The sequence below is a fragment of the Caulobacter sp. GW821-FHT11E11 genome (genome assembly GCF_058808315.1).
In genome coordinates, this window is the sequence record NZ_JBXARO010000002.1 from 309,618 (window position 1) to 334,563 (window position 24,946).

The window sequence follows — 24,946 nt, forward strand, 5'->3', positions numbered from 1 at the left end:
CTGGATCCAGAGCCGCCGCAGGCCGAGAGGAAGATCGATAAGCTCAACGCCGCCGCCGAGCCAAAGTACCGATTACGCATGACAAGGTCCCTGACGCGTCGCGAGGGCGGCGCGCCTGAAGCTGGAAAACTGAACAGGGTTGAAGGGTTAGCGGTCCTGGAAGGTGATCTCCCGAACCGCGCGGACGCCGTTTTGGCGATGAAGTTGGACGAAGATGTCGACGACCCGCTGGACGTGATCGACCACGTCGGCGCGCCGCAGATTGGCGCCGGCCTGCAAGGCCATCAGGGCCAGCTGGTCGACCGCGCCGGCTGGATCGTCGGCATGTACGGTGGTCATCGAGCCGGGGTGGCCGCTGGACACCGCGCGCAGGAAGCTGAAGGCCTCCGCCCCGCGCAGCTCGCCCAGGATGATGCGGTCAGGACGCAGGCGCAGCGAGGCCTGCAGCAGGTCCTCGGTGGTGACGCGCGCCTCGCCCTGATCGCCGCGCACGGCCACCAGGCCGACGGCGTTGGGGTGGATCAGGCGGACCTCCGGCGCGTCCTCGATCAGCACCAGGCGCTGGTCCAGCGGGACTTCCTTCAGCAAGGCGTTGAGGAAGGTGGTCTTGCCGGTCGAGGTGCCGCCGCTGACGACGATGTTCTTGCCTGCTCGCACGGCGGCGGCCAGGAAGTTGCGAATGTCGCCAGCGTCCAGGAAGGCGCGCAGAAAGGCGTCCGAATTGGGCTTGGGCTGCATGACGCCGGCGAAGGCGCCGTTGCTGGCGTAGTCGGTGAGGCTAAGGTCGCTGACCACGTGCTTGCGGATCGCCAGGGCCAGGCCCTCACGCGTCGCTGGCGGGGCCACGACCTGCACGCGGGCGCCGTCGGGGAGAACGGCCGAGAGCAGGGGGTGCTCGCGGCTGATGCCCTGGCTGGACAGGCTGGCGACCTGGCGGGCCAGGCGCCACAGGTTGGTTTCGTCCAGGGCCGGGACCTCGACGCGCTCAGCGGCTCCGCCGAGGCGCTCGACCCACAGCTCGCCGGGGCGGTTGACGTAGAGGTCCGTCACCGCCGGATCGGCCAGCCACGGCGCTAAGGGCGCGAGATACGCCTCCAGATAGACGCCGAACTTCGGCGCCAGGGCCTTGTGGGCGAGCGCGGTCATTTGCGGACGCTCGAGAAGTCGAGGTCGCGGGCGACGAAGATCGTCACCGGCGCGCCCTGCGGCGTCTGGATGGTCGGGGCGACCTCGTCGCTCTTCATCACCGTGCCGGCCATGCTGGCCGCCTGGGCCGCCGAGCCGATATAGATCTGCGAGGTCGAACGGGCATTGCCGATGGCGGCGACGCCGGCGTTCAGCACCGACATCAGGATCGATCCGCCGAAGCGGCCGAAGAAGTGCCGATCGACCTTGCCCTCCAGGCCGCCGCGACCCAGCGGGTCGGCAGCGGGAGAAGCAATTTGGATCGAGACGCCGTCTGGACGGATCACACGCGTCCAGATCACGAACACCCGCGAGGCGCCCATGGCCACGCCGGACTTGTACTGGCCGATGACCCGGCTGCCGCGCGGGATCAGGACGGTCGAGCCGTCGAAGCTCTTGATGTCACGCACGACCATGGCGCGGGCCAGGCCCGGCAGGTCGGAATTGATCGCCGTCTCCATCACGGCGGGGATCACCGCGCCCTGGGGGATGACGGCGTCCAGGTCGCGCATGGCCGTGGCCTTGGCCGGCTCGGCGTCGCTGGTCCCGATGCGGTCGGCGAACTTCTCGTCGGGGTTGAGGCCGGTGTCGACGGCCTTGGTCGCCATCGCGGCGGTCGGCATGGTCTCGGCATTGGCCTTGATCAGCGTTGGGGCGCCGCCGAAGTCGACCACCAGGGTCGGCGCGCGGCGGCGCTGGTCCAGGTCGACGGCCGGGACGGGCGGCAGCGGCTCGGCGGCCATGGCGGCGATCTGGGCCGGGGTGGCCGGCAGGCTGTTGTTCTCGGTGAACTGCGGGCCGGGGATGACGGCCTGCGGCGCGGCGGGCGCGGTCAGGGCGGTCGCGGCGACGGCCGGGGCGTTGCGCGGCGGACGTGGCTGGGCGTCGGCGCGGTGGCTGGCCATCCACAGGAAGACGCCGACGCCGAGCACCCCAAAACCGGCCATGATCACGGGCGTCGGCAGGCCGGCATGGGCGCGGGCGACCCGGGGCTGGGCCTGGGCGTCGGCGACGGAGAGGTCTTCCTGCACTTGGGCGGATTGGCGCGGGTCGGTCATCGGGCGGCCTCATTGGTGACCGTCAGGCTCGACTTGCCCGAGCGCAGCACGAACTTCGGCGCCAGCTGGTCGACGACCAAGTAGCCGTCGCGGACCACGGCATTGGCCAGGCCCTCGACGCCGTCGGCGCCGACTACGAACACGGCCGGCAGGTCGGCCTGCTGTGGCCAGGCGAAATAGGTCGCCGAGCCGTCGTCGAAGACCTTGGTCGGCTGGATGGTGGCGTCGCCTTTGACGCTGTAGCTGGCGTTGCGGGCCACAGGCGCGGCGGGCGGCGGCGGGGGCGTGGCCACTACGACGGCGGGGGCGGGGACCAGAAGGCGGACCACATAGGCCAGGTCCTTGGTCGTGGCCTTGGGGCCGGCGACGACCAACTCGAACACGTAGCGGCGACGGTCGGTCACCACGGTCATGTTGGTGGCGGCCGTGCGGTCCAGGGGCTTGAGGAACAGCAGGTTGGCCTTCTTGTTCGGCGTCACCTGCCAGCCCAGGGCGTCGCCGATCGAGACGTTCTCGATGCGCTCGTCGGGGGCGAACTCCAGCATGGTCTGGATGCCGAAATAGCCGGTCAGGCGCACGACCTGATCGGGGTCGTAGGCGACGGTGCGGATGCGCGGGTCGACGGCGCCGGGGCGCGGGGCGTCGGCGGCAATCACGGGGCCGGCGAAGGCCGTCGCGAGCGCGAGCGCGGCCAACAGCGTGCGGGGGTAAGCGAAGGTCACTGGTCTCTCCGGGCGCCCGAGGCGGCGCGGCGGGGGGCGGGGGTACGGCGATAGGTCTGGCCGAGCGGCGCGCTGGGCGCGGCGTAGGCGGCTTGCGCGGCCAGGCCACGGTCGGAGACGACCGTCAGCATGCGCGGGCCGATCGGGTCGGAAGGGGCGGGTGCGACGTCGCGACGGTCGAGGGCGGCGGCCGCGGCGGCGACAGTGGCGGCGCGGCTCAGTGGCTCGACTTGCGAGGTGGCGTAGCGGGGGGCTTCCGGCGCGGCGGCCTCGTTGCTCCAGGCATTGCCCACCAGGCCGCGCGGCAGGCGCAGGCCGGCGGCGATAACGCCCAGGGCGATGACGGCCAGCACCATCACCAGGGCGAAGACCAGGCTCAGCACCAGCACGGTCACGGCCGGGCCGATGTCGAAGGCGGCGAACTGCTGGGCCGCGCGCACCTCGGCCAGGGCCTTCAGCGATGGGGCCAGCATGGCCAGCTCGAGCGACAGCGTTAGGACGGCGACCATCGGGACCATCGCCAGGGCGATCATGGCCTTCAGCCAGCCTTCGACCAGGCCGCGCGTGGTCTCGAACAGCAGCAGGCCGGCGACCAGCGGGGCCAGGGCCAGCAGGATGGCCAGCACGACCTTGGAGGCCAGCAGCACGCCCAGGGTCGACAGGACCAGGGTCATGCCGCCGGTATTGACCGCGAAAGCGCCGAAGCCGGGACCGCCCTGGGTCGCGGCGGCGCCGACGCTGGCGCGGCTGGCCATGAGGGTCGCGGACTTCTGCAGGCCATCGAAGGCGTCCTGCAGGGCGAGGAACGGATGGGCCGATTGGCCTAGCAGCAGGCTGCCGACCTCGGCCGGGCCCTTGGTCAAGGTGTCATAGACCAGGGTCTGGAAGAACGGCCAGTTGGTGGCCAGGGCCACGACGATGCCGACCTTCAGGACCGACATGGTGGCGTCGCCGACGCGCAGGCCGCCGCGGCCCAGCATCAGGCGGTAGCCGATGAAGACCACGTACAGGGTCATCAGGCCGGTCAGCAGCAGGGCGACGGGCGAGCCCGGACCGGCCAGGGCGGCGTAGCCACTCGTGGCCAGGTCATGGACCCTGCAGTCGACCGAGCCGATCAGGCCCTCGACCATCGGGGCGTCGACGGGGAGTTGCGCGCAGGAGGCCATTACGCGGCCCTCACGAGCTTGGGCATCCAGGTCGCCGGATCGTCGCCCAGCTGTTCGCGCAGGGCGTCCAGCTTGCGCACGGTGCTCTCGCGGCCCGACAGTACGGTCAGCAGTTCGGGCGCGCCGGCCAGGTTCAGGCGGGCGACGACGCTGTCGGTCCCGTGCTTGATCAGGAAGCAGCGCGAGGTGTCGGGCAGGGTTTTCACCAGCTCGAACTCGTGCGCCGTCAGGCCGAAGCCCTCGCAGTAGTCTTTCGCCTGTGCCTTGGGATTGGCCATGAAGATCTGGGTGGCGGCCTGCTCGATGATGGCGCTGGCGATGCGGCTTTCCAGGGCGTCCTGGGCGCTCTGGGTGGCGAAACCGACCACGCCGTTGCGCTTGCGCAGGGTCTTTTCCCAGTCGCGGATACGAGCCACGAATACGTCGTCGTCCAGGGCCTTCCAGCCCTCGTCGATGACGATCAGGGTCGGGTGGCCGTCCAGGCGCTGCTCCACGCGGTGGAACAGGTACATCATGGCCGGGGTGCGCATGGCCGGGTCGTCCAGCAGCTGGGTCATGTCGAAGCCCAGGGTGGCTGCGTCCAGGTCCAGGCCGTCGGCCTCGTTGTCGAACAGCCAGGCATGCTCGCCCGCGCCGTGCCAGGGGGCCAGGCGGGCGGCGAGGTCGGCGGCGTCGGGACGACGCGAGCCTCGGAACAGCTCGGCGAAGTAGCGCAGGCGGCGCAGGCCTGGAGCCTGGTCGAAGCTGGCGTCGACGGCGTCCTTGATCCGCGCGGTGTCGTCGGCGGAGAGCGGCTCGCCCGGGATCGAGACCAGCTTGGCGACCCACTCGGTCAGGAAGCGGCGGTTGGCAGCAGTGTCGGCCAGGGCCAGCGGGTTGAAGCCCGTCGGCTGGCCCGGACGCAGGGTCTCGTAACGACCGCCAATGGCGCGCAGGAAGATCTCGGCGCCGCGGTCCTTGTCGAAGAACACGATGCGCGGATTGTACTTGCGGGCCTGGGCCAGCAGGAAGTTCAGCACCACGGTCTTGCCCGAACCCGACGGGCCGATGATCGTGAAGTTGCCGAGATCCCCCTTGTGGAAGTTGAAGTGGTACGGGCCGGCCGAGGTGGTCTCCAGCAGGGTCACCGCGGGACCCCAGTGGTTGTTCTCGGCCTGGCCGACCGGGAAGTTGTGTCCGCTGGCGAAGCCGGCGAAATTGGCGGTCGAGATCAGTGCTTTGCGGGCGATATCCTTGAAGTTGCCCGGGAACTGGGCCCAGAAGGCGGGCTCCAGATTGATGTCCTCGCGCACGGCGATGGCGCCCATCTCGGTGAAGGCCGACATCACTTCCGCCGTGGAGCGGTCGAGGCTGTCGAGGGTTTCGCCGCGCACCAGCACGGTAAGGTGATGCTCGCCGAAGGCGGCGCGGCCCGAGACGACGTCGTCTTTGGCGCGGGTCAGGTCGGCGCGCAGGGACAGGCCATCATCGTCGGCGGCCTTCATGCGGCGCAGGGTCAGGTTCATCCGCTCCAGGGTCGGCTGGCGGTCGACGAAGCCGAAGCTCTGGGTGACGACCATCTCGCACGGTAGGCGCAGCAGGTCGTCCAGCATCCCCGGCGTGGTCTGGGCCGGGTAGTCCTTGATCGAAACCATCGACCCGAAGCCACGCGCCAGGGCGCCGGCGCGCGACAGCTCCAGCGTTTCCAGGCCAAAGCTGGCGCGGCGATAAGGCAGGTACTCGCCGGCGTCGCCTTGCGGGACCAGCACCGGGCGCATCTCGCCGTTGTAGAGGCAGGACAGGAATTCCAGCGGTTCCGAGCAGCGGCCGGTCGCGCCGTCATAGACGCCCAGCACCCGCGCGCCATAGGGCGCTAGGGCTGAGATCAGGCTGCCCGTGGCGCTGTCCAGCTCGCGGCGGTCGGCGGCCTGTACGGCGGCGGCCTCGGCCTTGCCGGTCCCCTTGAGGGCGCGCAGCAGGCCGTCGATGACGCCGCCATGGCCTTGCAGCGGGCGGCGGACGATCGTCAGGAACAGGTCGTTGACGTAGAGCTTGCGGGCGGCCAGGCGCTCGCTCCAGATCGCGTCGAGCTCGGCGCTGAAGGCGTCGGCGAAGGCGCCTTGGGTGCGGGCGTCGACCTGGCGGCGGACGATGTGGTGGTAAATGGCGAAGCGCGAGGACGACAGGCCGCGCAGCATCACGTCGCGCACCGCCTTGCGGTAGTTCAGCTCTTCGCTGTCGGCCGTCTCGAACGGCAGGCCGGCCAGGTGGATGACCTGCATCAGCAGGCCGTCGCGGGTCTCGAGCGTGACGTCGTCCAGGTGGCGAGCATAGGGCAGGCGCTTGCCAGCCGTGGCCTCTTTACGCGGGTTCAGGCGCTGTAGCTGTTGCATCGCCAGGCTCGGAAATTGGGTACGCGGGGACAGCGGCTTACCTTGGTCAGCCAGAGATCGAAGATGCGGGGCTCGCGCAGGCAAGCCGCGTAGCCGATCGCGTGGATCACCAGCGCGGCCGCGATGGCCCAGAACGACTTGGTGATCAGGAAGAGTTCGGCGGTGACCACCCCGTTGATCACGAAGTAGCTGTAGGTCACGCCCGCAAACATTTGCGGGCGCGTCAGGGCGCCGAACACCACGTCGCGATCCAGCGGCGCGGCCATGGCTTAGGCGGCGCCCGAGGCGGCGCGGATGCCGCTGACGATCGTGGTGGCGCCGAACAGGATGAAGCAGCCCAGGATCACGGTGGCGCCATAGCGCCAGTTCAGGCGGCCGGTCAGCATCATGAAGCCGACGGCGGCCACGGCCATCACGGCTACGGCGGTGGCGACATTGCCCATCAGCGTGCCTTGCAGCCAGGTCACGCCGGCCAGCAGGGCGCCGGAGCCTTGCGGGTCGGCCTGCACGACCTGGGCGTGGGCCTGAGAGGCGACGGTGGTCAGGGCGGCCGCGAGGGCCAGGAGGGACTTACGCATCAGTTGGGGGCTCCGAGAGCGGGTACGGTCAGGGCGGCCCCGGTCGCGGCCATACGGCCGAGGATCGAGGTCACGTAGGCTTGGGTTTCGGCGTAGGGCGGCACGCCGCCGTGCTTGCGGACGGCGGCGGGGCCGGCGTTGTAAGCGGCCAGGGCCAGGCGGACGTCGCCGCCGAACGTCGACAGCATGCGGCGCAGGTAGAGCGCGCCGCCGCGGATATTCTGGGCCGGATCGTGCGGATCGACGCCAAGGTCGCGGGCGGTGCCGGGCATGAGCTGCATGACGCCGATCGCGCCCTTGTCCGACAGCGCGCCCGTGCGGAAGCGGCTTTCGCGCCAGGCCACGGCCTCGACCAGCTTGGGATCCAGGGCGTAGGCGGTCGCGGCGGTTGAGATCTGGGCGCGCACGGCCTCGACGCCTGGCGTGGCGTAGGCCGGCAGGGCAGGGGCGGGCGCGAGGGTCTGGACGCCGTCTTGGGTGAAGACGGACGGACCGTCGAAGCGGGTGACCGCGCCGTCGGAGCCGATCTCCAGCACCTGGGCGGCGGCAGGGCTGACCAGCAGGCAGCAGGTCGCGGCGGACGCCAGCAGCAGGGCCTGGCGGGCGATATCAAACATCACTACGCCCCCTCAGGTTCGTGGGTTCAAATCAACAGGGTTACTTGGTATCGGGCGCGCCGTTTCAGTGTAATGCGGCAGGACAGCGCATTTAATTTTGTTTTAATTGTCAAAATTGCTGATGAATAAAGAAAATTTATGCTCAAGCTTGGCGCAAAGTCGGGCTTCTGACTTATCTAATTTCTTAATTTATGGTTAACTCGATGTGATCTGCACCTGAATACATATCTTTGTTAGGTGAGGGATGGTCTCAGGATTCAAGATTGCTTGCCTGTGGATAGAATCACGGGGCAGCGTGGAGCCAAGTGCGTTCAGGGGCGTTGCATGTTGGCGTTGAACAAGACTCGTGAATGGCTGATCCGGAACTTCGCCGGCAGCCTGCTCGTCGGATGGCTGGTGATCGCGGTGGTGGGCTTGAGCGCGCTCAACGGCTGATCGGCGCCGGTTCGAGCGACAGGCGAGGGGGCCCTCGCTATGGCGTTCATGCAACTTAGTTAAAGAATGTTGCGGAACGCTGTCATCTGAAAGCCCAGTTTTTGCGTTGAAAGCTTGTCTACAAACGCTGGAACCGACTTTTGCCGCTCGCTATCGACGACCTGAACCGATTGCTCTTCCAGACTGAGCAGGCCCGCCGCCTGCTTGTGGGCGAGCGGTTGAGCGAGCATGGGATCGTCTTCGGCCAATGGTTGGTGCTGGACGCCTTATACAAGGAAGGTCTGTCCTCGATGACGGCCCTAGCGGCGATCATCGGCGCCGACCGCACCACCCTGACCCGCACGATCGATGGCCTGGTGACCGTCGGCTATGTCGAGCGCAAGACCCCGGCCCAGGACCGCCGCCTGGTCGTCGTCGACCTCACGTCCGAGGGGAAGGCCTTGACCGAGGCCGTGCTGGCTAGCCTGGCGCCGACCCACGAGACCGTCTTCGCCGGCTTCTCGCGCCAGGATCTGGACGCCCTATCGGTCCTTCTTGCCCGTTCGCTGGCGCAGATAAAGCTGGCCGCCGCTGAAGGTCCAGGGGCCAAGGCGCTGCCCCGCGTGGAGCGGCGGGGCCTGCGCGCCGGTGAGACGAAAGGGCGATCGCGCCTGAGGTTCTAGGTCGACCTCGGCCAGCACATGGCCGGCGTCATCCAGGATGACCATCTGCCAAGGGCCAGGCTTTTCGAAGGCTTCCGGATAGTCGCGGACCAGGGCGGCGCCCAGGCGCCAGGCCTCGCGCTTGGCCTCGTCAAGATTGCGCAGCAGCGCGCCTTCCGGATCCGGGAAGCGTTCAGGCGAGACGACCTCGAACCGAAACCTGCGCATCACACCCTGCGGCGACGCTGAATGCGCCGAGTCGGAGAACGCGCCTCCGACAAAAAGGCGCCGCATTCAGACAAGGGTGAGTTGAAAAAGAGAGTCTCGGTTCCCCTGTGGCACGAGGGTGACACCGAGGCTTGGCCCTCGTTTTCGTTTCGCTTTTTTTCGATTTCTGCCGTTGAGCGCCCCTCGGCAACGGCTTTCGCGGCCGCCCGCGTCACTAAGCCTCACGAACAGTGGCTTGCAAAAAATGGAAGTCGATCGCAGCATGTGGGCAATTGATACCGGTGTCATAAGAGCACCGTCCTGGGAGGGAACAAGGAAATGGCCGCATCTCATCTGCGCGCTCGCCTGCTTTGCGGAGCCGCCGCTCTAGCCTCGGTCCTGGCCGCCGGCGCCGCCAGCGCCCAAACCGCCGCGCCGCCCGCCGCAGCTGACGACACCGTCGAAGCCGTCGTCGTCACGGGCTTCCGCAACAGCCTGGCGCAGGCCCTGAACGTCAAACGCCAGTCGTCGGCCGCCGTGGACGCGATCTACGCCGAGGACATGGCCAAGTTCCCGGACCTGAACCTCTCGGAATCCATCCAGCGCATCCCGGGCGTCGCCATCTCGCGCGACGCCGGTGAAGGCCGCCAGATCTCGGTGCGGGGCCTGGGCGCCCAGTTCACCCGCGTACGCATCAACGGCATGGAAGCGCTGACCACCTCGGGCGGCACCGACGCCTCGGGCGGCACCAATCGCAGCCGCTCGTTCGACTTCAACGTCTTCGCCTCGGACCTCTTTAACCGCATCACGGTGCAGAAGACCGCCTCGGCCGAGACGGAAGAGGGCTCGCTGGGCGCGACCGTCGATCTGAACACCGCCCATCCGTTCGACAAGCGCGGCTTCAACTTCGCGGCGTCGGCCAAGATGGGCTACAACGACCAGGCCGAGAAGGCGTCGCCCCGCATGGCGGCCCTGATCTCCAACACCTGGCGTGACGACACGATCGGGGCGCTGTTCTCGATCGCCTATTCCAAGCGCGAGCTGCTGGACGAAGGCACGAGCACCGTGCGCTGGCAGTCGGGCACGGCCACCGCCCCGGGCTTCCGCAGTGTGAAGGGCGCGACCTGCGCCACCAACGCCGCCGCCTGCGCCGAGGCCAACGCCGCGGTCCACCCGCGTATCCCGCGCTTCGACTGGTACAAGAACAAGCAGGACCGCCTAGGCATGACCGGCGCGCTGCAATGGGCGCCCGACGACAAGACCACGGTCTCGTTCGACGTGCTGTACGCCGATTTCAAGGGCGAGCGTAACGAGGACTTCCTCGAGACCTTCACGCCCCAGACCGCCGGCGCCTGTACGGCGGCCTCGCCGGCTTCGTGCGGCATCAACCAGGTCGACGTGGTCGACTACACGGTGACGACGCCGCGCACGGGTCTCTCGGTCATGACCAAGGGCACCTGGAACAATGTCGACCTGAAGACCGAGCAGCGCCACGACGAGCTGGAAACTGAGTTCCGCCAGTTCACCCTGGCCGGCGAGCGCCAGATCACCGACAAGTTCAAGGCCAAGGGCGTGATCGGCTTCTCGAAGTCGACCTTCTCGAACCCGGTCCAGAACACGGTTCAGTGGGACCAGTATAACGTCCAGGGCTACAGCTTCGACTACAGCGCCGGCGACACCTATCCGGTGATCAAGTACGGCACCGGTGACACGGTGAACGCCGACGCCTGGACCCTGGCCGAGATCCGCATGGTCCAGGGCTATGTCGACAACAGCTACAAGACCGCCCAGTTCGACCTGCAATATGACTGGAGCGACGCCTTCAAGCTGAAGGGCGGCCTGTCGTATAAGGCCTACAACACCGACAGCACGGCCTTCGCCCGCTCGAACGGCACCACGGCGAACATCAATCCCATCAACTCGAACGACCTGAAGAACGTCGCGCGCTCATCCTATGCCGAGACGATCGACTTCTCGAGCCTGAAGATCCCGGCCGGCAATGTCAGCTCGTGGGTCACGCCCGACCTGCAGAAGGCCATCGCGGCCCTGCACATGGACGACGTGAACTACGGCAAGACGGTCACAACCACGCCGGGCACGGTGTGGGTCAGCCCGTTCGGCAACTCGTGCTTCACCCAGGGCTGCGGCATCTACAACCTGGGCCGTGAACCCAGCCTCGGCAGCAACTACTCGATCGATGAGTGGGACACGACGGGCTACGTCCAGGGCGACTTCAACTTCGACGTCGGCGGCGTGCCGGTGCGCGGCGATGTCGGCGTGCGCTACGTGAAGACCCGCCAGAAGGCCCTCGGCTACGGCGTCGTGCCCTCGACCGTCAGCGGCGTGAACTACCAGACGATCTCGGCCACGACCGCCACGCGCTCTTACACCGACGTGCTGCCGGCCATGAACCTGGTCGTCGAGCCGACCGAGGACCTGCTGCTGCGCTTCGGCGCCGCCAAGGTCATGTCGCGTCCGAACCTGGGCTCGCTGACCCCGGGCGTGAACATCGGCACCGGCAGCAACAAGACCGTGACCTCGGGCAACCCGTTCTTGGATCCGTACCGCGCCAAGACCGCCGACGCGGCGATCGAGTGGTACTTCCAGCCGGGCGCGCTGCTGTCCTTCGCCTACTTCTACAAGGACATCTCGACCTTCGTGCAGAGCTACACCTCGGCTCTGTCGACCTTCGACAAGAATCCCTTCGGCCTGCCCGACAGCGCGGCGGTCGCGGCCTGCGGCACCACGCCGGGCTGCTCGCCGGGCCTGCCGGTCTGGCAGTTCAGCACCTCGGTCAACACGCCCGGTGGTCCGCTGAAGGGCTTCGAGATCAACTACCAGCAGCCCTTCACCTTCCTGCCGGCCCCGTTCGACAAGTTCGGCTTCCTGGGCAACTACACCCACGTGACCTCGAACGTGACGTACCTGTCGTCGACCGGCGCGGTGGCGGCCGTCGGCCCGCTGACCAACCTCTCGAAGGACAGCTACAACGCCACGCTCTACTTCGAGAACAAGAAGATCAGCAGCCGCGTCTCGGCCGCCTATCGCAGCAAGTACCTGACCCAGATCCCGGGCCGTAACGGTTCGGATGTGGAAGGCACCAACGCGACGCTGAACTTCGACGCCTCGCTGACCTACACCTGGAACAAGCACCTGGCCTTCACGCTCGAAGCGGTCAACCTGACCAACGAGAAGCAGGACCAGTACTACGACAGCAGCCAGCTGGTGTCTTTCTACCACGAGACGGGCCGCGAGTTCTTCGCCGGCTTCCGCTACACCTTCTAAGACGACAGGCGGGGCGGTTCTTTAATAAAACCCCCCCCCGCTTCTGCTTACAGGCTCCCCCCAGTTAGGCTTCACATGTCCAGATTTCCCGATCGTCGGTCGGTGGTGCTGGCAGGCCTCGCGGGCCTGACGGCCGCGCCGGCCTTCGCCAAGCCCGCGCGCTTCGACGCCATTCTCTCGGCCAAGCCCGATCCCCGCGCCGCCCAGAACTTCGCCACCCTGCGCGAGGCGCTTGCGGCTGCTCCGGCCACCGGCGAGCAACCCTTCCGTATCCTGGTTCCGAAGGGGACGTGGCGCGAGCAGATCACGGTGCGCAAACCCAATGTCCACCTGGTGGGCGAGGGCAGGGCGGCCAGCGTCATCGTGTTCAACGAGTACGCCGGCGGCCGTAACCGTCCGGGAGGCCCGCCCGAGATCGCGACCATGGTCGTCCTGGCGCCGGGCTTCCGCGCCGAGCGCCTGACGATCGCCAACGACTTCGACTATCCCCACAACATGCCGCCCGAGGTCGACTATGACCGCACCGGCGCCAGCGGGGCCCAGGCCACGGCGCTGAAGCTGGGCGAGGGCAGCGACCGCGCCTATTTCGAGGACGTGGCCCTGACCGGCTGGCAGGACACCCTGTTCACCGACGCGGGCCGCAGCCTGTTCCGCAACTGCTTCATCAGCGGCTGCGTCGACTTCATCTACGGCCGGGGCGTGGCGGTGTTCGACCGCTGCGAGATCCGCTCGCGTACCCGGCCGGGCAAGGACTTCCACGGCTTCATCGCCGCGCCCGACACCGACCGGCGCCAGCCCTACGGCCTGGTGTTCCTGGACTGCCGCCTGACGCGCGACGCCGACATGCCTCGGCATACGATGGCCCTGGGCCGTCCGTGGCGGCACACCATGACCTTCCCGGACGGCCGCTACGGCAATCCGGACGCGGTGGGTCATACGGCCTTCATCCGATGCTGGATGGACGACCACATCGTCCCCGAGGCCTGGTACCCGATGCACTACAATCTGAAAGGCGGACGCCGGGCCATGTACCAGCCCGAGGATGCCCGCCTGTTCGAATACGCCAGCAAGGGTCCCGGAGCCGGCAAGCCGTCCAAGCGGCGTCGCCAGCTGACCTCAAGCCAGGCCAGGGCCTACACGGTCTCCAACCTGCTGAGCGGCTGGAGACCGTAGAGGGTCCTACATCGGGCTCACGCCACCGCCCGGCGATCCGAAGTCGAAGGCCGGCTCGCGGGGGCGGCGGGGATTAGGAACACCCTTGCCGCCAAAGCCGTAGGTGATGCCGATGAACACGGCCCGCAGGTCCAGGTCCATGGTCCGGCGGTCCTTCAAGGCGGCGGTGTTGATCACCAGCTTGTCGCCGAAGGTGTTCAGGGCGTCCTGAACCGTCACCACGCCCGACAGGCGGTCGTTGAACTTGTGGCGATAGCCCAGGTTCACCATGCCGGTCGGCTCGCGATAGCCCTGCGGCGTCAGGCGCTTGCCGATGGCGAAGCCGCTGATCTGGATGAAGTCCTTGGGCGTGGCCTGCACGTTCAACGCGGCATAGCCGGAGACGGTCCAGGCCGAGCGCTTGTCGGCAAAGCCGAGGTCCGTCGCGCCGATCTCGTTCCAGGCCGCGTTGCCGCTGATCGTGTACGAGAGCTTGGGCGACAGCTTGGCGTTGGCGACCAGCTCCAGGCCGCCGCTGCGGCTCTTGGCCAGGTTGGCCTTGGTGGTCAGCAGCACGCCGCCGCCCAGGTCGCGGACCACGTCGGTCACCCCGTCGCGTGCCTCGCGCCAGTAGAGGGTGCCGAGGTAGTAGTTGAAGCCCTTGCGCAGCTGGTAGGCGACCTCGAACGAGTCCGTCGTCTGGGGCTTCAGGCGCGGGTCTCCCTGACGGTAGCTGTAGGGATCCTGGTAGATCCGGTAGGGGTTCAGGTCGGTGGCCGACGGGCGCTGGATGCGGCGGCTGTAGCTGGCGTTGACCTGCCGCATGTCGTCGACCTTGTACTGCATGTGCAGCGAGGGATAGGCGCGCAGGTAGTCGTAGCTGTCCTTCAAGCTCGAGGTGACCTGGTTGGTGTCGATCTTCACGTCCTCGACCCGCAGGCCCGGCATCACCGTGAAGTCGCCGAACGCGCGGCTGTAGGTGACGTAGCCGGCGTTGATGACCTGGTCGTATTGGAACTGGTTGGTCAGGGCCGGATCGACGACCAGCGCGCCGGTGTTGGGGCCGCGAGCGCCGTAGTTGTCGTAGTCGTTGTCGTCGACCTGCAGCTCGTAGCCGACGTTCAGCTTGGCGCCGCCGGCCAGGGTCTTCTTGTAGTCGGCCTTCACGCGGCCCTGGACCAGTTCGTCGCCGACCACCACGCGCTCGACGAAGTTGGAGACGACCGGCAGCTGGTTGAAGGCGTCGGCCAGGGTGGTCTGGCGGTCGCGGGTGCGCTCCAGGCTGGTGTGCAGCGTGAATTCCTCGTCCTGGCCCGACATCTTGCGGCGCAGGTCGCCCGACAGGCCGGCCACCGAGCGCTTCATCTGGCCGTCGGCGCGGCGCTGGAAGCGGGCGCTGGGGACGCCGTTGATGTCCTTGCCGTCGTAGAACGAGCCGGCGTCGGTCTCGTAGGTCACGTCGTTGTAGCGGGCCTCGGCGCTGAGGCGGGTCTGCTTGCTGAGGTCATAGTCGACGCCGGCCCGGGCGTTGTAGGCATTGCCCCGGCTGGCGAAATTGATCTTCTGGTGGCTGGTCGCGTACTTGCCGCTGAGGGCCTCGAAGCGCTCGCGGTCGTCGACGATCTCGCCCTTGGCCTTGTCGCGGCGCCAGCCGGCGTCGCCCGACAGGGTCAGGTTCTTGGTGTTGCGCGCCAGGGTGATGCTGCCGTTCTTGCGGCCGCCGGTGCCGACATTGGCGCGGACAGAGCCGGTCGTGCCGACGCCGCGCTGCTGCTTGGTGATCAGGTTGATGATCCCGGCCGTGCCCTCGGGGCTGAAGGCGGCCGAGGGATTAGTCATCACCTCGACGCGCTCGAACTGGCTGGCCGGGATCTGCTGCAGCACCTGGCCGCGGTTCTCGCCCCGGAACATGCCCGACGGCTTGCCGTCGATCATGATGGTGACGTTGGCGTCGCCGCGCAGGCTGACATTGCCCTGTACGTCGACCTGCACCGAGGGGACGTTGCGCAGCACGTCGGCGACCGAGCCGGTGGTGGCCTGGATGTCCTTGCCCAGGCTGTAGCTGCGGCGGTCGATAGAGGTCTTCATGTCCTGCGCGCCCGGCGCGGTGATCGTCACGCCCTGCACCTGGGTCGACGGATCCTTCTTGGCCGGCGCGGGCGTCGGAGCGGTCTGGGCGAAGGCGGCGGTGCTGATCGCAGCCAGGCCCGTGGCGGCCAGCAGGGCGGCGCGGCGGGTCGGGAAGGTCATGGAAGGTCTCCTCTGTTGGCGAGGAACCTGACGCATCGACTCGAAGCGTTGCAGTGTCTGGGGTCACGCCTTCGGGGTGACGTTTGTCATGTCGCGACCGGAAGTTGCCGCGCCACACCAAGTTTTAACGGCGCTTGGCGCATCAATGCCTGGATTTCCAGGGGAGCGGAACGTCTTGAAACCCGCAGCGCTACATCCGGCCGCCGAGATCGGGGTCGAACAGGCCCCATCGAACGGCCTGGGCCGCGCGGCCTTGATCGCCGGCTTCGCGCTATACGCCGCCGCCGCGGGCGCGGCCTGGTGGCTGTCGTTGCAGCTGATCCCGGCCGAGCTGACCCTGACCTTCCTGGGCAAGACCCTGCACACGGACTCGGCCCACGCGCACCTGAACAACATCTTCCTGGTGTTCCTGCTGCTGCCGACCGCGCTGGGGATCGAGGCGGCGGTGGTCGGCTGGCGCGAGAGCTCGCTGCACCAGCTGCTGTTCGCCCGCACCGCTTCGCTGAACACCGACCTGGCCGTCTTCATCCTGGGGCAGGGCCATGTGCTGGACCTCGTCGGCCGCGTGCTGATGCTGGGCGTCTCGATGATCTCGGGCGCGTGGATCCACGACGCCATCGCGGCCTCGACGGGCGTGAACCTGGGCCCGCCGCCATTGCCGTTCGCGCTGCAACTGCCGCTGTACTTCGCGATCTACACCTTCTTCGACTATTGGACCCACCGGACGGACCACACCCGGTTCTTCTGGCCGCTGCACCGCTATCACCACTCGGCCAAGGACTTCGGCGTGGTGACCTCGGTGCGCCAGCATCCGGCGACGTTCACGGCCATCTTCCTGGTCAACCTGCCGCTGGCCATCCTGGGCGCGCCGGGCGAGGTGATGATCTATGTCAACGTGCTGGTCGTGGGCATCGGCCTGATCATCCACGGCAAGATCGACGCGAACTGGGGCTGGGTGGGGCGCTGGCTGATCCAGTCGCCGAACCACCACCGGGCCCACCACAAGCTGGACATGACCCATCCGACGGGCCACTTCGGCATCATGCCAATCTGGGACCGGCTGTTTGGCACCTGGTACGAGGACAGGCCCGATCCGAAGCTGGTGATCGGCGTCGACACGCCCTACCAGCACGGCTTCTTCATCCCGCGCGACATGCTGCGCGACTACGCCCACTTCTGGATGGGGTGGTTCGGCGGTCGCAGCGACGGCCCGGAGTCGGACCTCTTCAAGAAGCGCTAGGCGGTCTTCAAGAGCCCGTCGAAGTACTCGATCGTCTTCATCAGCCCGACCTTGAGCGGCGCGGTGGGCGTCCAGTCCAGGTGTTGCTTGGCCAGGGTGATGTCGGGCTGGCGCTGGCGCGGATCGTCCGAGGGCAGGGGGCGGTGCACGAGCCCTGATTTGCTGCCGGTCAGCTCAAGGACCAGGTCGGCCAGCTGCTTCATCGTGAACTCGACGGGATTGCCCAGGTTGATCGGGCCGGTCACGTCGTCACCGGTGTTCATCAGCCGCATGAGGCCGTCGACCAGATCGTCGACATAGCAGAACGAGCGCGTCTGGTTGCCGTCGCCGTACAGGGTGATGTCCTCCCCCTTCAGCGCCTGCACGATGAAGTTCGAGACCACGCGCCCGTCGTTGGGATGCATGCGCGGGCCGTAGGTGTTGAAGATCCGCGCCACCTTGATGCGCAGCTTGTGCTGGCGCCAGTAGTCGAAGAACAGGGTCTCGGCGCAGCGCTTGCCCTCGTCGTAGCACGAGCGAATGCCGATCGGATTGACGTTGCCCCAGTAGGTCTCGACCTGCGGGTGGATGGTCGGGTCGCCGTACACTTCCGACGTCGAAGCCTGCAGGATCTTGGCCTTCACCCGCTTGGCCAGGCCCAGCATGTTGATGGCGCCGTGAACACTGGTCTTGGTCGTCTGCACGGGGTCGAACTGGTAGTGCACCGGGCTGGCCGGGCAGGCCAGGTTGTAGATTTGGTCCACCTCGACATACAGCGGCATCGTCACGTCGTGGCGCAGCAGCTCGAAGCGCGGATTGGTCAGGTTCTGCGCCACGTTCAGGCGCGAGCCGGTGTAATAGTTGTCGACGCACAGCACCTCGGCGCCGGTTTCCAGCAGCCGGTCGCAAAGATGCGAGCCGACGAAGCCCGCGCCGCCCGTGACGAGAATTCTCTGCGTATGCATGGACGGACCAGACCTTTCGGGACTCAGCGTCGAACTGTGTTTGTACAGCGACGCCGAGCCCCACTCCAAGGTCGTGTTTCTAGACGGGGGCGCGACCGATTGTCGGCTCCGCGATGACCGCCGTGCGCCGGCGCTTGGGCGGAGCCACGGGCGTTGGTTCGGTTGAGCGGCCGGCCAGCTCCTCGGGCGCGAAGTCGTCCACGGCGATGACCTTGGCCACCGCCGCGTCGGCCGCCGCCAGGGCGCTGGTTTCCTCGGGACTGAGCAGGCCCTTGATCAGGCCGTCCTTCCAGGCGCGGACGCCCTGGTCCTTCAGGCGATCGTGGATCGGCTGGGTGGCCACAACGCGCTCGAAGGCGTCGATCAGTTGGCCGACCGCCTCGTCCTCGCCGCCGACATAGACGCCCTCAACCAGGCGGTCGCGGGTGGGCGAGGGGTGCAGGATCAGGTCGGCGCAGGCGCGCGTGATCCGGTCCGACGGCCCTCGGCGACGCGCCCCGAACGGCAGCACCGCCGCCCGCAGCAGCCAGGCGGCCAGGCGATTGGGCAGGTTGGCGAAGATCTCGTCGAAGCGCTGCTCGATCGTGGCGAAGGCCGTGTCGGCGCTCCACTGCAGCAGCGGGAAGTCGTCGTCCTGCCGGCCCTCATCCTCCCAGCGCTTCAGGGCGCCCGACAGGAAATACATCTCCGACAGGATGTCGCCGAGGCGCGCCGACAGCATCTCCTTGCGCTTCAGCTCGCCGCCCAGGGTCAGCAGGGCGATGTCCGAGGTCAGGGCGAAGGCGGCGCTGTAACGACCCAGTTGGCGATAGAAGCGGCTGGCGCGTCCGGCGTCCGGGGCGGGCGCCAGGGCGCCGTCGGTCCAGGCGCGGGCGGTGGCCTTGATGCCGTTGCGGATGGCGTGGGCGACGTGCTGCCAGAAGGCTTCGTCGAACGCGGCCAGGCCCTTGGCCTCGTCGGTCTCGCCGAGAGCCAGGATCTCGCGCAGCATGTACGGATGGGCCCGGATCGCGCCCTGGCCGAAGACCATCAGGCTGCGGGTCAGGATGTTGGCGCCCTCGACCGTGATGCCGACCGGCACGGCGCGGTATTGGCTGCCCATGTAGTTGCGAGGGCCTTCCATGATCGCCTTGCCGCCGTGGACGTCCATGGCGTCATTGACGACGATCCGCATGCGCTCGGTCGCGCCGGACTTCAGCAGGGCCGAGATCACCGACGGATGCTTGCCCATGTCGAGACCCGCGCAGGTCAGTCGCCGCGCGCCGTCGACCAGGTAGGCGTTGCCGGCGATGCGGGCCAGGCGCTCCTGCACGCCCTCGAACTTGCCGATGGCGATGCCGAACTGCTGGCGCACGCGAGCATAGGCGCCGGTGGTCAGGGCGCTGTAGGCCGCCGCAGCGCCGGACATGGCGGGCAGCGAGATGCCGCGCCCGGCCGCCAGCGCCGTCATCAGCATCTTCCAGCCCTGGCCGGCGCGCTCGGCGCCGCCGATGATCAGGTCCAGCGGGATGAAGACGTCCTCGCCCCAGTTCGGACCGTTCTGGAAGGTCTGAAAGGCCGGCAGGTGGCGGCGACCGATGCTGACTCCGGCCGTGTCGGTCGGGACCAGGGCGCAGGTGATGCCAATGTCCTCCTCGCCGCCCAGCAGGCGGTCGGGATCACGCAGCTTGAAGGCCAGGCCCAGCACGGTGCAGACGGGACCGAGGGTGATGTAGCGCTTGTGCCAGTTCAGGCGGACACCCAGGACGGTGTCGCCCTTCCACAGCCCGCGACAGACCACGCCTTCGTCGGTCATGGCGCCGGCGTCCGAGCCGGCCTCTGGGCTGGTCAGGCCGAAGGCGGGGATCTCTCGGCCATCGGCCAGGCGCGGCAACCAGTATTCCTGCTGCTCCTGCGTGCCGAAGCGCAGGATCAGCTCGCCCGGACCCAGGGAGTTGGGAACCATCGCCGTCACCGCTGCCGAGGTCGAGCGGGTGGCGATCTTGCGGACGATCTCGGCGTGGCCCAGGTGCGAGAAGCCCAGGCCGCCGTGTTCCTTCGGAATGATCATGCCGAAGAACTTCTCGCGCTTGAGGAAGTCCCAGGCCTCGGGCGGCAGGTCGTGCGTCTCCCAGGTCATGCGCCAGTCGTCCAGCATGGCGCACAGGGTCTCGACCGGGCCTTCCATGAAGGCCCTCTCGTCGGGGCTCAGTTCAGGCTTGGGGAAGGCGAGCAGTTCGTTCCAGTCCGGATCGCCGGTGAACAGCGCCGCGTCCCACCAGGTGTCGCCGGCCTCGATGGCGTCGCGCTCGGTTTCCGACAGGGCGGGCAGCACGCCCTTGGCCCATTGGAAGATCGGCCGGGTGATGGTGTCCCGGCGGAAAGAAGAGCTCGTCATGACGCTACGCCTCGTTGTTACGCGAGGTGGAAACGCCGGTGCGGCGCGAGGGCTCCCGCCTTAGGCCGCGACCGAAATCTTGCGGCCCATCATCACCGAGGCGACGCCGCGCAGCAGGGCGGCCGGGTCCAGCGGCTTGCCCAGCATGCCGTCGAACAGGCGCTCGTCGATCCGCGCGTTGCCGTCGGCCGAGAAGGCGATGATCGGCGTCGTGCGGTTGGGACCGTCGCCCTCGCGGATGCGGCGGGCGGCCGTCTCGCCGTCCATGATCGGCATGCGCTGGTCCATCAGGATCAGGTCGAAGGCGCGGGTCTGGGCGATGGCCAGGGCCTCGGCGCCGTCTCCGGCCTCGGCTAGGTCGACCGACAGGCCGCGCAGCACGGCCGAGACCAGGTCGCGGTTGACTGCATTGTCGTCGACCACCAGCACCCGGCAGCCCGGCGCGCAGTCGACCGAGCGGGCGGGCGCGGTCGCCGCCGCCGGCGCGCCGATCACGGCGGCGGGCAGGTCGAACCAGAAATACGAGCCTTCGCCGACTGTGCTCTCGACGCCGATGGTCCCGTCCATGGCCTCGACCAGACCCTTGCAGATGGCCAGGCCCAGGCCGGTGCCGCCGTGGCGGCGCGTGGACGAGCCATCGACCTGCGAGAAGCGCTTGAAAAGGGCGTCCAGCGCTTCGGCCGAGATACCGGCGCCGGTGTCGCGCACGGCCAGCCTCAGGCGGCCGGCGGCATAGGACGCTTCGACGGCGACTTCGCCCTGGTCGGTGAACTTCACCGCGTTGCCCACCAGGTTCAGCAGGATCTGGCGCACGCGGTCGGGAGCGAGATCCAGGCTGGCGGGCAGGGCGGCCAGGCCTTGGCTGCGCAGCGCCACGCCCTTCTCGCCGGCCTGCAGGGTGAAGATGCCCAGGGTCTCTGCAATCAGTGCGGCCGGCGCGGAAGGCTGGCGAACGATCTCGACCTGGCCAGCCTCCAGCTTCGAGAAATCCAGGATGTCGTTGACCGTGGACAGCAGCGCCTTGCCGGCGCTGGAGACGCGCTCGACATAACGACGGGTGGCGTCGGTCAACTCGGGCTGTTCGGCGATCAGGCGCGAGAAGCCCAGCACCGCGGTCAGCGGCGTGCGCAGCTCGTGGCTCATGTTCGACAGGAACTCGCCCTTCACATTGGCGGCGTCCTGCGCTTCGGCGCGAGCGGCCTCCAGGGCCTCTTCCATCGCCTTGCGGATGCTGATGTCGCGGACGACGTCCTGGATGCCGGTCACGACGCCGGCCTCGTCGAAGAACAGGGTCGGCTGGCCTTCCAGCCACAGCCACTGGCCGTCGCGCTTGCGGCCTCGGTACTGCAAGGGCTCGGACGGGGCGCCGGGGCCGGCGGCGATCAGGTCGCGGAAATAGGCCAGGACGCCGGGAACGTCGTCGGGATGGGTCAGGTCGATGACCCGCTTGCCCAACAGCTCTTCCGGCTTGAAGCCCAGCAGGGTCTTGCTGGCGGGCGACATGAAGGTGATCGCGCCCTTGGCGTCCAGGCGCGAGATCATGTCGCTGGCGTTGTCGGCCATCAAGCGATAGCGCGCTTCGCTGTCGGCCAGGGCGTCGTCGGCGGCCTTGCGATCGGTGATGTCGCGGATCACGTCCGTCACCGCGTTGGGCTCGCCGGTGTGCGGGTCGCGGGTCAGCCGGGGTCGCGCCTCGACCCAACGGACCGAGCCGTCCTTGCGCACGATGCGGTATTCGATGCTCCAGCCCGGCGGGCCATAGAGCGCGCTGCCGAAGATCTGGCCCACGCGGGCGCGGTCGTCGGGGTGGATGAACTCCATGGCCACACGGCCAACCGCCTCTTCCGGCGCATAGCCCGAGATGGCGCGAACGGCTGGCGAGACGTAGCTGAAGCGGCCGTCCAGCGTCATCCGCGTGACCAGGTCGTTGGCGTTCTCGGTCAGCAGGCGATACCGCTCGCTGGTCGCCTCGACCGCGCGCATGGCGTTGGAATAGTCGGTGACGTCCTGCAGCAGGCCAAACAGCGCCACGACCTCGCCATCGTCGCCGAGCTCGCACAGGCCGCGCGCCATGACGTCGCGGACGTCGTCGCTGGCCCGGGTCAGCTGAACACGCAGTTCGAAGCCGCCCTTCTGGGCGACCGCCTGCTCGATGCCGAGCTCTAGGTCGGCGCGGTGAGCCGGCGAGAAGTGGGCCAGGGAGCTCTCGACCGTCGGGACGTAGCTGTCGCGGCTGAGGCCGAAGGTCTGGAAGGTCTGGTCAGACCAGGTGAGATGATTGGTGGCGATGTCGATGCGCCAGTGGCCGATGGCGGCGACGTTCTCGGCCAGTTCCAGCAGGCGCCGTTTCTCGCCGGTCTCGCGGTGGGCCTTGGTCAGCTCGAACTCGTCGACGACGATCCGGGCCAGCAGCTTCAGCCGCTCCAGCTCGGTGTCGGCGGGACGGGCGCGGGGCTTGTCGTCGATCACGCACAGCGTGCCGAGGTTGTGGCCGTCCTTCGTGGTCAGGGTCGCGCCCGCGTAGAAGCGGATGTCGGGCGCGCCGGTGACCAGCGGGTTGTTCGCGAAGCGCGCGTCCAGGGTGGCGTCCTCGACCACCAGGACCGCCTCGGGGCCCATGGCGATGGCGTGGGCGCAGAAGGCGTCGCTGCGCGGGGTCGAGGGCGCGTCCAGGCCGACCCTGGCCTTGAACCACTGGCGCTCCTCGTCGACCAGCGAGACCAGGGAGATGGGCGTGTCGAACAGGTTGCCGGCCAGGTTGGCCAAGCGATCGATGGCGGCGTCGGCCGGCGTATCCAGGACCTTGTAGGCCTTCAAGGCGGCCAAGCGCTGGGCTTCGCGAAGGTCCATGGGGGAGAGACACGCCTCGATCGTACTAATGGTTGCAGGATCGTACGAGGCGGCGGGGTTTATCGTCGTTAAGGGCGGGCGCGGCGGATTGGCGCAGGTCGGCGAACGGTGATTTTCAAAGAGGTGACGTTTGTCATGTCGGCCCGGTGACGGCCGGCACTGATGGGCCGGGCAGGGCGGCGCCATGTTGGCTTCACTTCGAGGGAGCCGACCATGTCACCCAATCTTCCGCCGCCAGTCGCGGCCATATCCAAGGCGGTCAAGCGGCGAGGCGCGACCCTGGCGCTGAACGGCCTGGACCTGTTGATCCGTCCCGGCCAGTGCGTGGCTCTGCTGGGCCCCAATGGCGCGGGCAAGAGCACCAGCGTGGCCCTGCTGACTGGCCGCCTGCGCCCCGATACCGGCGAGGCCTTCCTGTTCGGCGGCGATCCGCGCGACGTCGCCGCGCGGGGTCGCATGGGCGTCATGCTGCAGGAGGCCGGCCTGCCACGCGCCCTGAGCGTCCGTGAGCAGATCGACCTGTTCCGGGGCTACTATCGCAAGCCCCGTCCGCTGGACGAGATCATCCGCCTGGCCGGCCTCGACGGTCTGGAGCGCCGCCGCTGCGGGGCGCTGTCGGGCGGCCAGCAGCGCCGTGTGCAGTTCGCCCTGGCCATCGCCGGGAAGCCGGACTTCCTGGTGCTGGACGAGCCGACCACCGGCATGGACATCGACGCCCGCCGGGCCCTGTGGACCGCCGTCCGCGCCGAGATCGCCCGCGGCTGCGCGGTGCTCCTGACGACCCATCACTTGGACGAGGCCGAGGCCCTGGCCGACCGCATCGTGGTCATCGACCACGGCCAGGTCATCGCCGACGGCACGCCAGAAGCCATCAAGTCGCGGGTCTCGGGCGTGGCCATCCGCTGCCGCTCGCGCCTGTCGGATACCGAGCTGGCCGGCCTGGCCCGCGTCACCGGCGTCAGCCGCGACGGCGGCCGGGTCACGCTGCTGACCACGTCGGCCCCCGCCACCCTGCGCGAGCTCCTGGCCCGCGACGAGACGGTCGACGACCTGACCGTCGCCGGCGCCTCGCTGGAGGACGCCGTCACCCGCCTGGTCGGGACCCAACGCCAAACCGAGGCCGCCTGAGATGCACACGCTGCTCGTCTACATCCGTGAAGCCCGCGCCCAGGTCCTGGCCACCTGGCGCACCCCGCAGTTCCTGATCCCCAGCGTGGCGCTGCCGCTGCTGTTCTACGGGGTCATGGGCCTGGGCCTCAGCAAGGGGCGCGAGGAGATCGCTCACTTCATGCTGGCCAACTACGTGATCTTCGCCGCGATCGCCCCGGCCATGTTCGGCTTCGGCGCGGCCGTCGCCGCCGAGCGCGAGGCCAAGCTGATCGAGCTGAAGCAGATCGCGCCGCTGCCGGCCGGCGGCTATCTGGTCGGACGCTTGGCCGCCGCCCTGGCGCTGGTCGCCGCGTCGGTCGGCCTGCTAGGCGTGCTGGCCTTCTTCGGCGGGGTGAAGATGGAGCCGTGGCGCTGGGCCGCGACCCTGGGTGTGGGCCTGGCCTCGGCCATCCCGTTCGCCCTGATCGGCTTGAACGTCGGCCTGCGCTTCGGCTCGCAAGGCGCCACCGCCATCGCCAACCTGCTGTTCCTGGGCTTCTCGCTGTTTGGCGGGCTGTGGATGCCGTTGAACATGATGCCCGACTGGTTCACCCGCATCGCCAAGGTCATGCCGTCCTACCACCTGGGCCAGCTGTCGCAGATGCTGTCGGGCATGCAGCCAATGGCCGACGTCCAGCAGCACGTCATGGTGTTGGTCGGCATCAGCCTGGCGGCCCTGATCGGCGCCTGGGCAGCCTGGCGACGGCAGGCGGCTTGA

The 24,946-nt window shown here is 68.2% G+C and carries 18 protein-coding genes and 1 pseudogene; 6 read left to right on the top strand and 13 right to left on the bottom strand.

Going from position 1 to position 24,946, the window contains the following annotated elements:
• Positions 1–147: 147 nt before the first annotated feature.
• The 8 genes from virB11 to AC1RR5_RS05570 are packed head-to-tail and all read right to left on the bottom strand — an operon-like array spanning position 148 to position 7,698.
• Positions 148–1,146 carry a P-type DNA transfer ATPase VirB11 gene (gene virB11, locus AC1RR5_RS05535; protein WP_492920092.1) on the bottom strand — a complete coding sequence of 333 codons (999 nt, stop codon included), beginning with the start codon at positions 1,144–1,146 and terminating at the stop codon, positions 148–150.
• Positions 1,143–2,243, bottom strand: coding sequence for a TrbI/VirB10 family protein (locus AC1RR5_RS05540; protein WP_492920094.1), 1,101 nt, complete (start codon positions 2,241–2,243; stop codon positions 1,143–1,145). Before AC1RR5_RS05540 ends, virB11 begins: the two co-directional genes overlap by 4 nt.
• The gene (locus AC1RR5_RS05545) at positions 2,240–2,965 is read right to left on the bottom strand and encodes a TrbG/VirB9 family P-type conjugative transfer protein (RefSeq protein ID WP_492920095.1); all 726 of its coding nucleotides are present in this window, start codon (positions 2,963–2,965) and stop codon (positions 2,240–2,242) included. Before AC1RR5_RS05545 ends, AC1RR5_RS05540 begins: the two co-directional genes overlap by 4 nt.
• Positions 2,962–4,131: a TrbL/VirB6 family protein gene (locus tag AC1RR5_RS05550; protein WP_492920097.1), complete on the bottom strand. Its 1,170-nt coding sequence runs from the start codon at positions 4,129–4,131 to the stop codon at positions 2,962–2,964. Before AC1RR5_RS05550 ends, AC1RR5_RS05545 begins: the two co-directional genes overlap by 4 nt.
• A complete protein-coding gene (locus AC1RR5_RS05555; protein ID WP_492920099.1) occupies positions 4,131–6,503 on the bottom strand; it encodes a VirB4 family type IV secretion/conjugal transfer ATPase in 2,373 nt (790 codons plus the stop codon). Before AC1RR5_RS05555 ends, AC1RR5_RS05550 begins: the two co-directional genes overlap by 1 nt.
• The gene (locus AC1RR5_RS05560) at positions 6,482–6,769 is read right to left on the bottom strand and encodes a VirB3 family type IV secretion system protein (protein WP_056045755.1); all 288 of its coding nucleotides are present in this window, start codon (positions 6,767–6,769) and stop codon (positions 6,482–6,484) included. Before AC1RR5_RS05560 ends, AC1RR5_RS05555 begins: the two co-directional genes overlap by 22 nt.
• A gap of 3 nt (positions 6,770–6,772) precedes the next feature.
• Entirely contained in the window at positions 6,773–7,081 is a 309-nt protein-coding gene (locus tag AC1RR5_RS05565; protein ID WP_492920100.1) for a TrbC/VirB2 family protein, read from the bottom strand.
• A complete protein-coding gene (locus AC1RR5_RS05570; protein ID WP_492920101.1) occupies positions 7,081–7,698 on the bottom strand; it encodes a lytic transglycosylase domain-containing protein in 618 nt (205 codons plus the stop codon). The genes AC1RR5_RS05565 and AC1RR5_RS05570 overlap by 1 nt, the downstream gene beginning before the upstream one ends.
• A gap of 575 nt (positions 7,699–8,273) precedes the next feature.
• Between AC1RR5_RS05570 and AC1RR5_RS05575 the strand changes: the two genes are divergently transcribed.
• The gene (locus tag AC1RR5_RS05575; RefSeq protein WP_492920102.1) at positions 8,274–8,795 is read left to right on the top strand and encodes a MarR family winged helix-turn-helix transcriptional regulator; all 522 of its coding nucleotides are present in this window, start codon (positions 8,274–8,276) and stop codon (positions 8,793–8,795) included.
• A gap of 57 nt (positions 8,796–8,852) precedes the next feature.
• On the opposite strand, the pseudogene AC1RR5_RS05580 reads toward AC1RR5_RS05575, so the two are convergent.
• Positions 8,853–9,068: pseudogene (locus AC1RR5_RS05580) on the bottom strand (DUF6894 family protein); the annotation flags it as partial.
• Between the two features lie 252 nt (positions 9,069–9,320).
• On the opposite strand from AC1RR5_RS05580, the gene AC1RR5_RS05585 reads away from it, so the two are divergent.
• Together AC1RR5_RS05585 and AC1RR5_RS05590 are read left to right on the top strand one after the other, a co-directional pair.
• Positions 9,321–12,266 carry a TonB-dependent receptor gene (locus AC1RR5_RS05585; protein ID WP_492920103.1) on the top strand — a complete coding sequence of 982 codons (2,946 nt, stop codon included), beginning with the start codon at positions 9,321–9,323 and terminating at the stop codon, positions 12,264–12,266.
• Positions 12,267–12,341: 75 nt separating this feature from the next.
• A complete protein-coding gene (locus tag AC1RR5_RS05590) occupies positions 12,342–13,439 on the top strand; it encodes a pectinesterase family protein (RefSeq protein ID WP_492920105.1) in 1,098 nt (365 codons plus the stop codon).
• Positions 13,440–13,445: 6 nt separating this feature from the next.
• On the opposite strand, the gene AC1RR5_RS05595 is transcribed toward AC1RR5_RS05590, so the two are convergent.
• Positions 13,446–15,704 carry a TonB-dependent receptor domain-containing protein gene (locus tag AC1RR5_RS05595; protein ID WP_492920106.1) on the bottom strand — a complete coding sequence of 753 codons (2,259 nt, stop codon included), beginning with the start codon at positions 15,702–15,704 and terminating at the stop codon, positions 13,446–13,448.
• 139 nt (positions 15,705–15,843) lie between these two features.
• Here AC1RR5_RS05595 and AC1RR5_RS05600 point away from each other — a divergent pair, with 139 nt between their 5' ends.
• The gene (locus AC1RR5_RS05600) at positions 15,844–16,908 is read left to right on the top strand and encodes a sterol desaturase family protein (RefSeq protein WP_492920107.1); all 1,065 of its coding nucleotides are present in this window, start codon (positions 15,844–15,846) and stop codon (positions 16,906–16,908) included.
• Here AC1RR5_RS05600 and AC1RR5_RS05605 read toward each other — a convergent pair.
• The 3 genes from AC1RR5_RS05605 to AC1RR5_RS05615 form a co-directional block, all read right to left on the bottom strand.
• Complete coding sequence (locus AC1RR5_RS05605; protein ID WP_492920108.1) at positions 16,905–17,852, bottom strand: UDP-glucuronic acid decarboxylase family protein; 948 nt, start codon at positions 17,850–17,852, stop codon at positions 16,905–16,907. The genes AC1RR5_RS05600 and AC1RR5_RS05605 overlap by 4 nt on opposite strands.
• Before the next feature lie 79 nt (positions 17,853–17,931).
• Positions 17,932–20,229 (bottom strand): acyl-CoA dehydrogenase, encoded by a 2,298-nt coding sequence (locus AC1RR5_RS05610; protein ID WP_492920109.1) that lies wholly within the window; start codon positions 20,227–20,229, stop codon positions 17,932–17,934.
• 60 nt (positions 20,230–20,289) lie between these two features.
• A complete protein-coding gene (locus AC1RR5_RS05615) occupies positions 20,290–23,079 on the bottom strand; it encodes a PAS domain S-box protein (protein WP_492920111.1) in 2,790 nt (929 codons plus the stop codon).
• Between the two features lie 162 nt (positions 23,080–23,241).
• On the opposite strand from AC1RR5_RS05615, the gene AC1RR5_RS05620 reads away from it, so the two are divergent.
• Together AC1RR5_RS05620 and AC1RR5_RS05625 are read left to right on the top strand one after the other, a co-directional pair.
• Entirely contained in the window at positions 23,242–24,207 is a 966-nt protein-coding gene (locus AC1RR5_RS05620; protein ID WP_492920112.1) for an ABC transporter ATP-binding protein, read from the top strand.
• 1 nt (position 24,208) lies between these two features.
• Positions 24,209–24,946 (top strand): ABC transporter permease, encoded by a 738-nt coding sequence (locus tag AC1RR5_RS05625; protein WP_492920113.1) that lies wholly within the window; start codon positions 24,209–24,211, stop codon positions 24,944–24,946.

Coding starts and splice junctions, on each gene's coding strand:
- AC1RR5_RS05615 (WP_492920111.1), bottom strand. CDS start 23,079: ATGGACCTTCGCGAAGCCCAGCGCTTGGCCGCCTTGAAGGCCTACAAG.
- AC1RR5_RS05555 (WP_492920099.1), bottom strand. CDS start 6,503: ATGCAACAGCTACAGCGCCTGAACCCGCGTAAAGAGGCCACGGCTGGC.
- AC1RR5_RS05595 (WP_492920106.1), bottom strand. CDS start 15,704: ATGCGTCAGGTTCCTCGCCAACAGAGGAGACCTTCCATGACCTTCCCG.
- AC1RR5_RS05605 (WP_492920108.1), bottom strand. CDS start 17,852: ATGCATACGCAGAGAATTCTCGTCACGGGCGGCGCGGGCTTCGTCGGC.
- AC1RR5_RS05570 (WP_492920101.1), bottom strand. CDS start 7,698: ATGTTTGATATCGCCCGCCAGGCCCTGCTGCTGGCGTCCGCCGCGACC.
- AC1RR5_RS05540 (WP_492920094.1), bottom strand. CDS start 2,243: ATGACCGACCCGCGCCAATCCGCCCAAGTGCAGGAAGACCTCTCCGTC.
- AC1RR5_RS05560 (WP_056045755.1), bottom strand. CDS start 6,769: ATGGCCGCGCCGCTGGATCGCGACGTGGTGTTCGGCGCCCTGACGCGC.
- AC1RR5_RS05565 (WP_492920100.1), bottom strand. CDS start 7,081: ATGCGTAAGTCCCTCCTGGCCCTCGCGGCCGCCCTGACCACCGTCGCC.
- virB11 (WP_492920092.1), bottom strand. CDS start 1,146: ATGACCGCGCTCGCCCACAAGGCCCTGGCGCCGAAGTTCGGCGTCTAT.
- AC1RR5_RS05620 (WP_492920112.1), top strand. CDS start 23,242: ATGGGCCGGGCAGGGCGGCGCCATGTTGGCTTCACTTCGAGGGAGCCG.
- AC1RR5_RS05625 (WP_492920113.1), top strand. CDS start 24,209: ATGCACACGCTGCTCGTCTACATCCGTGAAGCCCGCGCCCAGGTCCTG.
- AC1RR5_RS05550 (WP_492920097.1), bottom strand. CDS start 4,131: ATGGCCTCCTGCGCGCAACTCCCCGTCGACGCCCCGATGGTCGAGGGC.
- AC1RR5_RS05610 (WP_492920109.1), bottom strand. CDS start 20,229: ATGACGAGCTCTTCTTTCCGCCGGGACACCATCACCCGGCCGATCTTC.
- AC1RR5_RS05590 (WP_492920105.1), top strand. CDS start 12,342: ATGTCCAGATTTCCCGATCGTCGGTCGGTGGTGCTGGCAGGCCTCGCG.
- AC1RR5_RS05585 (WP_492920103.1), top strand. CDS start 9,321: ATGGCCGCATCTCATCTGCGCGCTCGCCTGCTTTGCGGAGCCGCCGCT.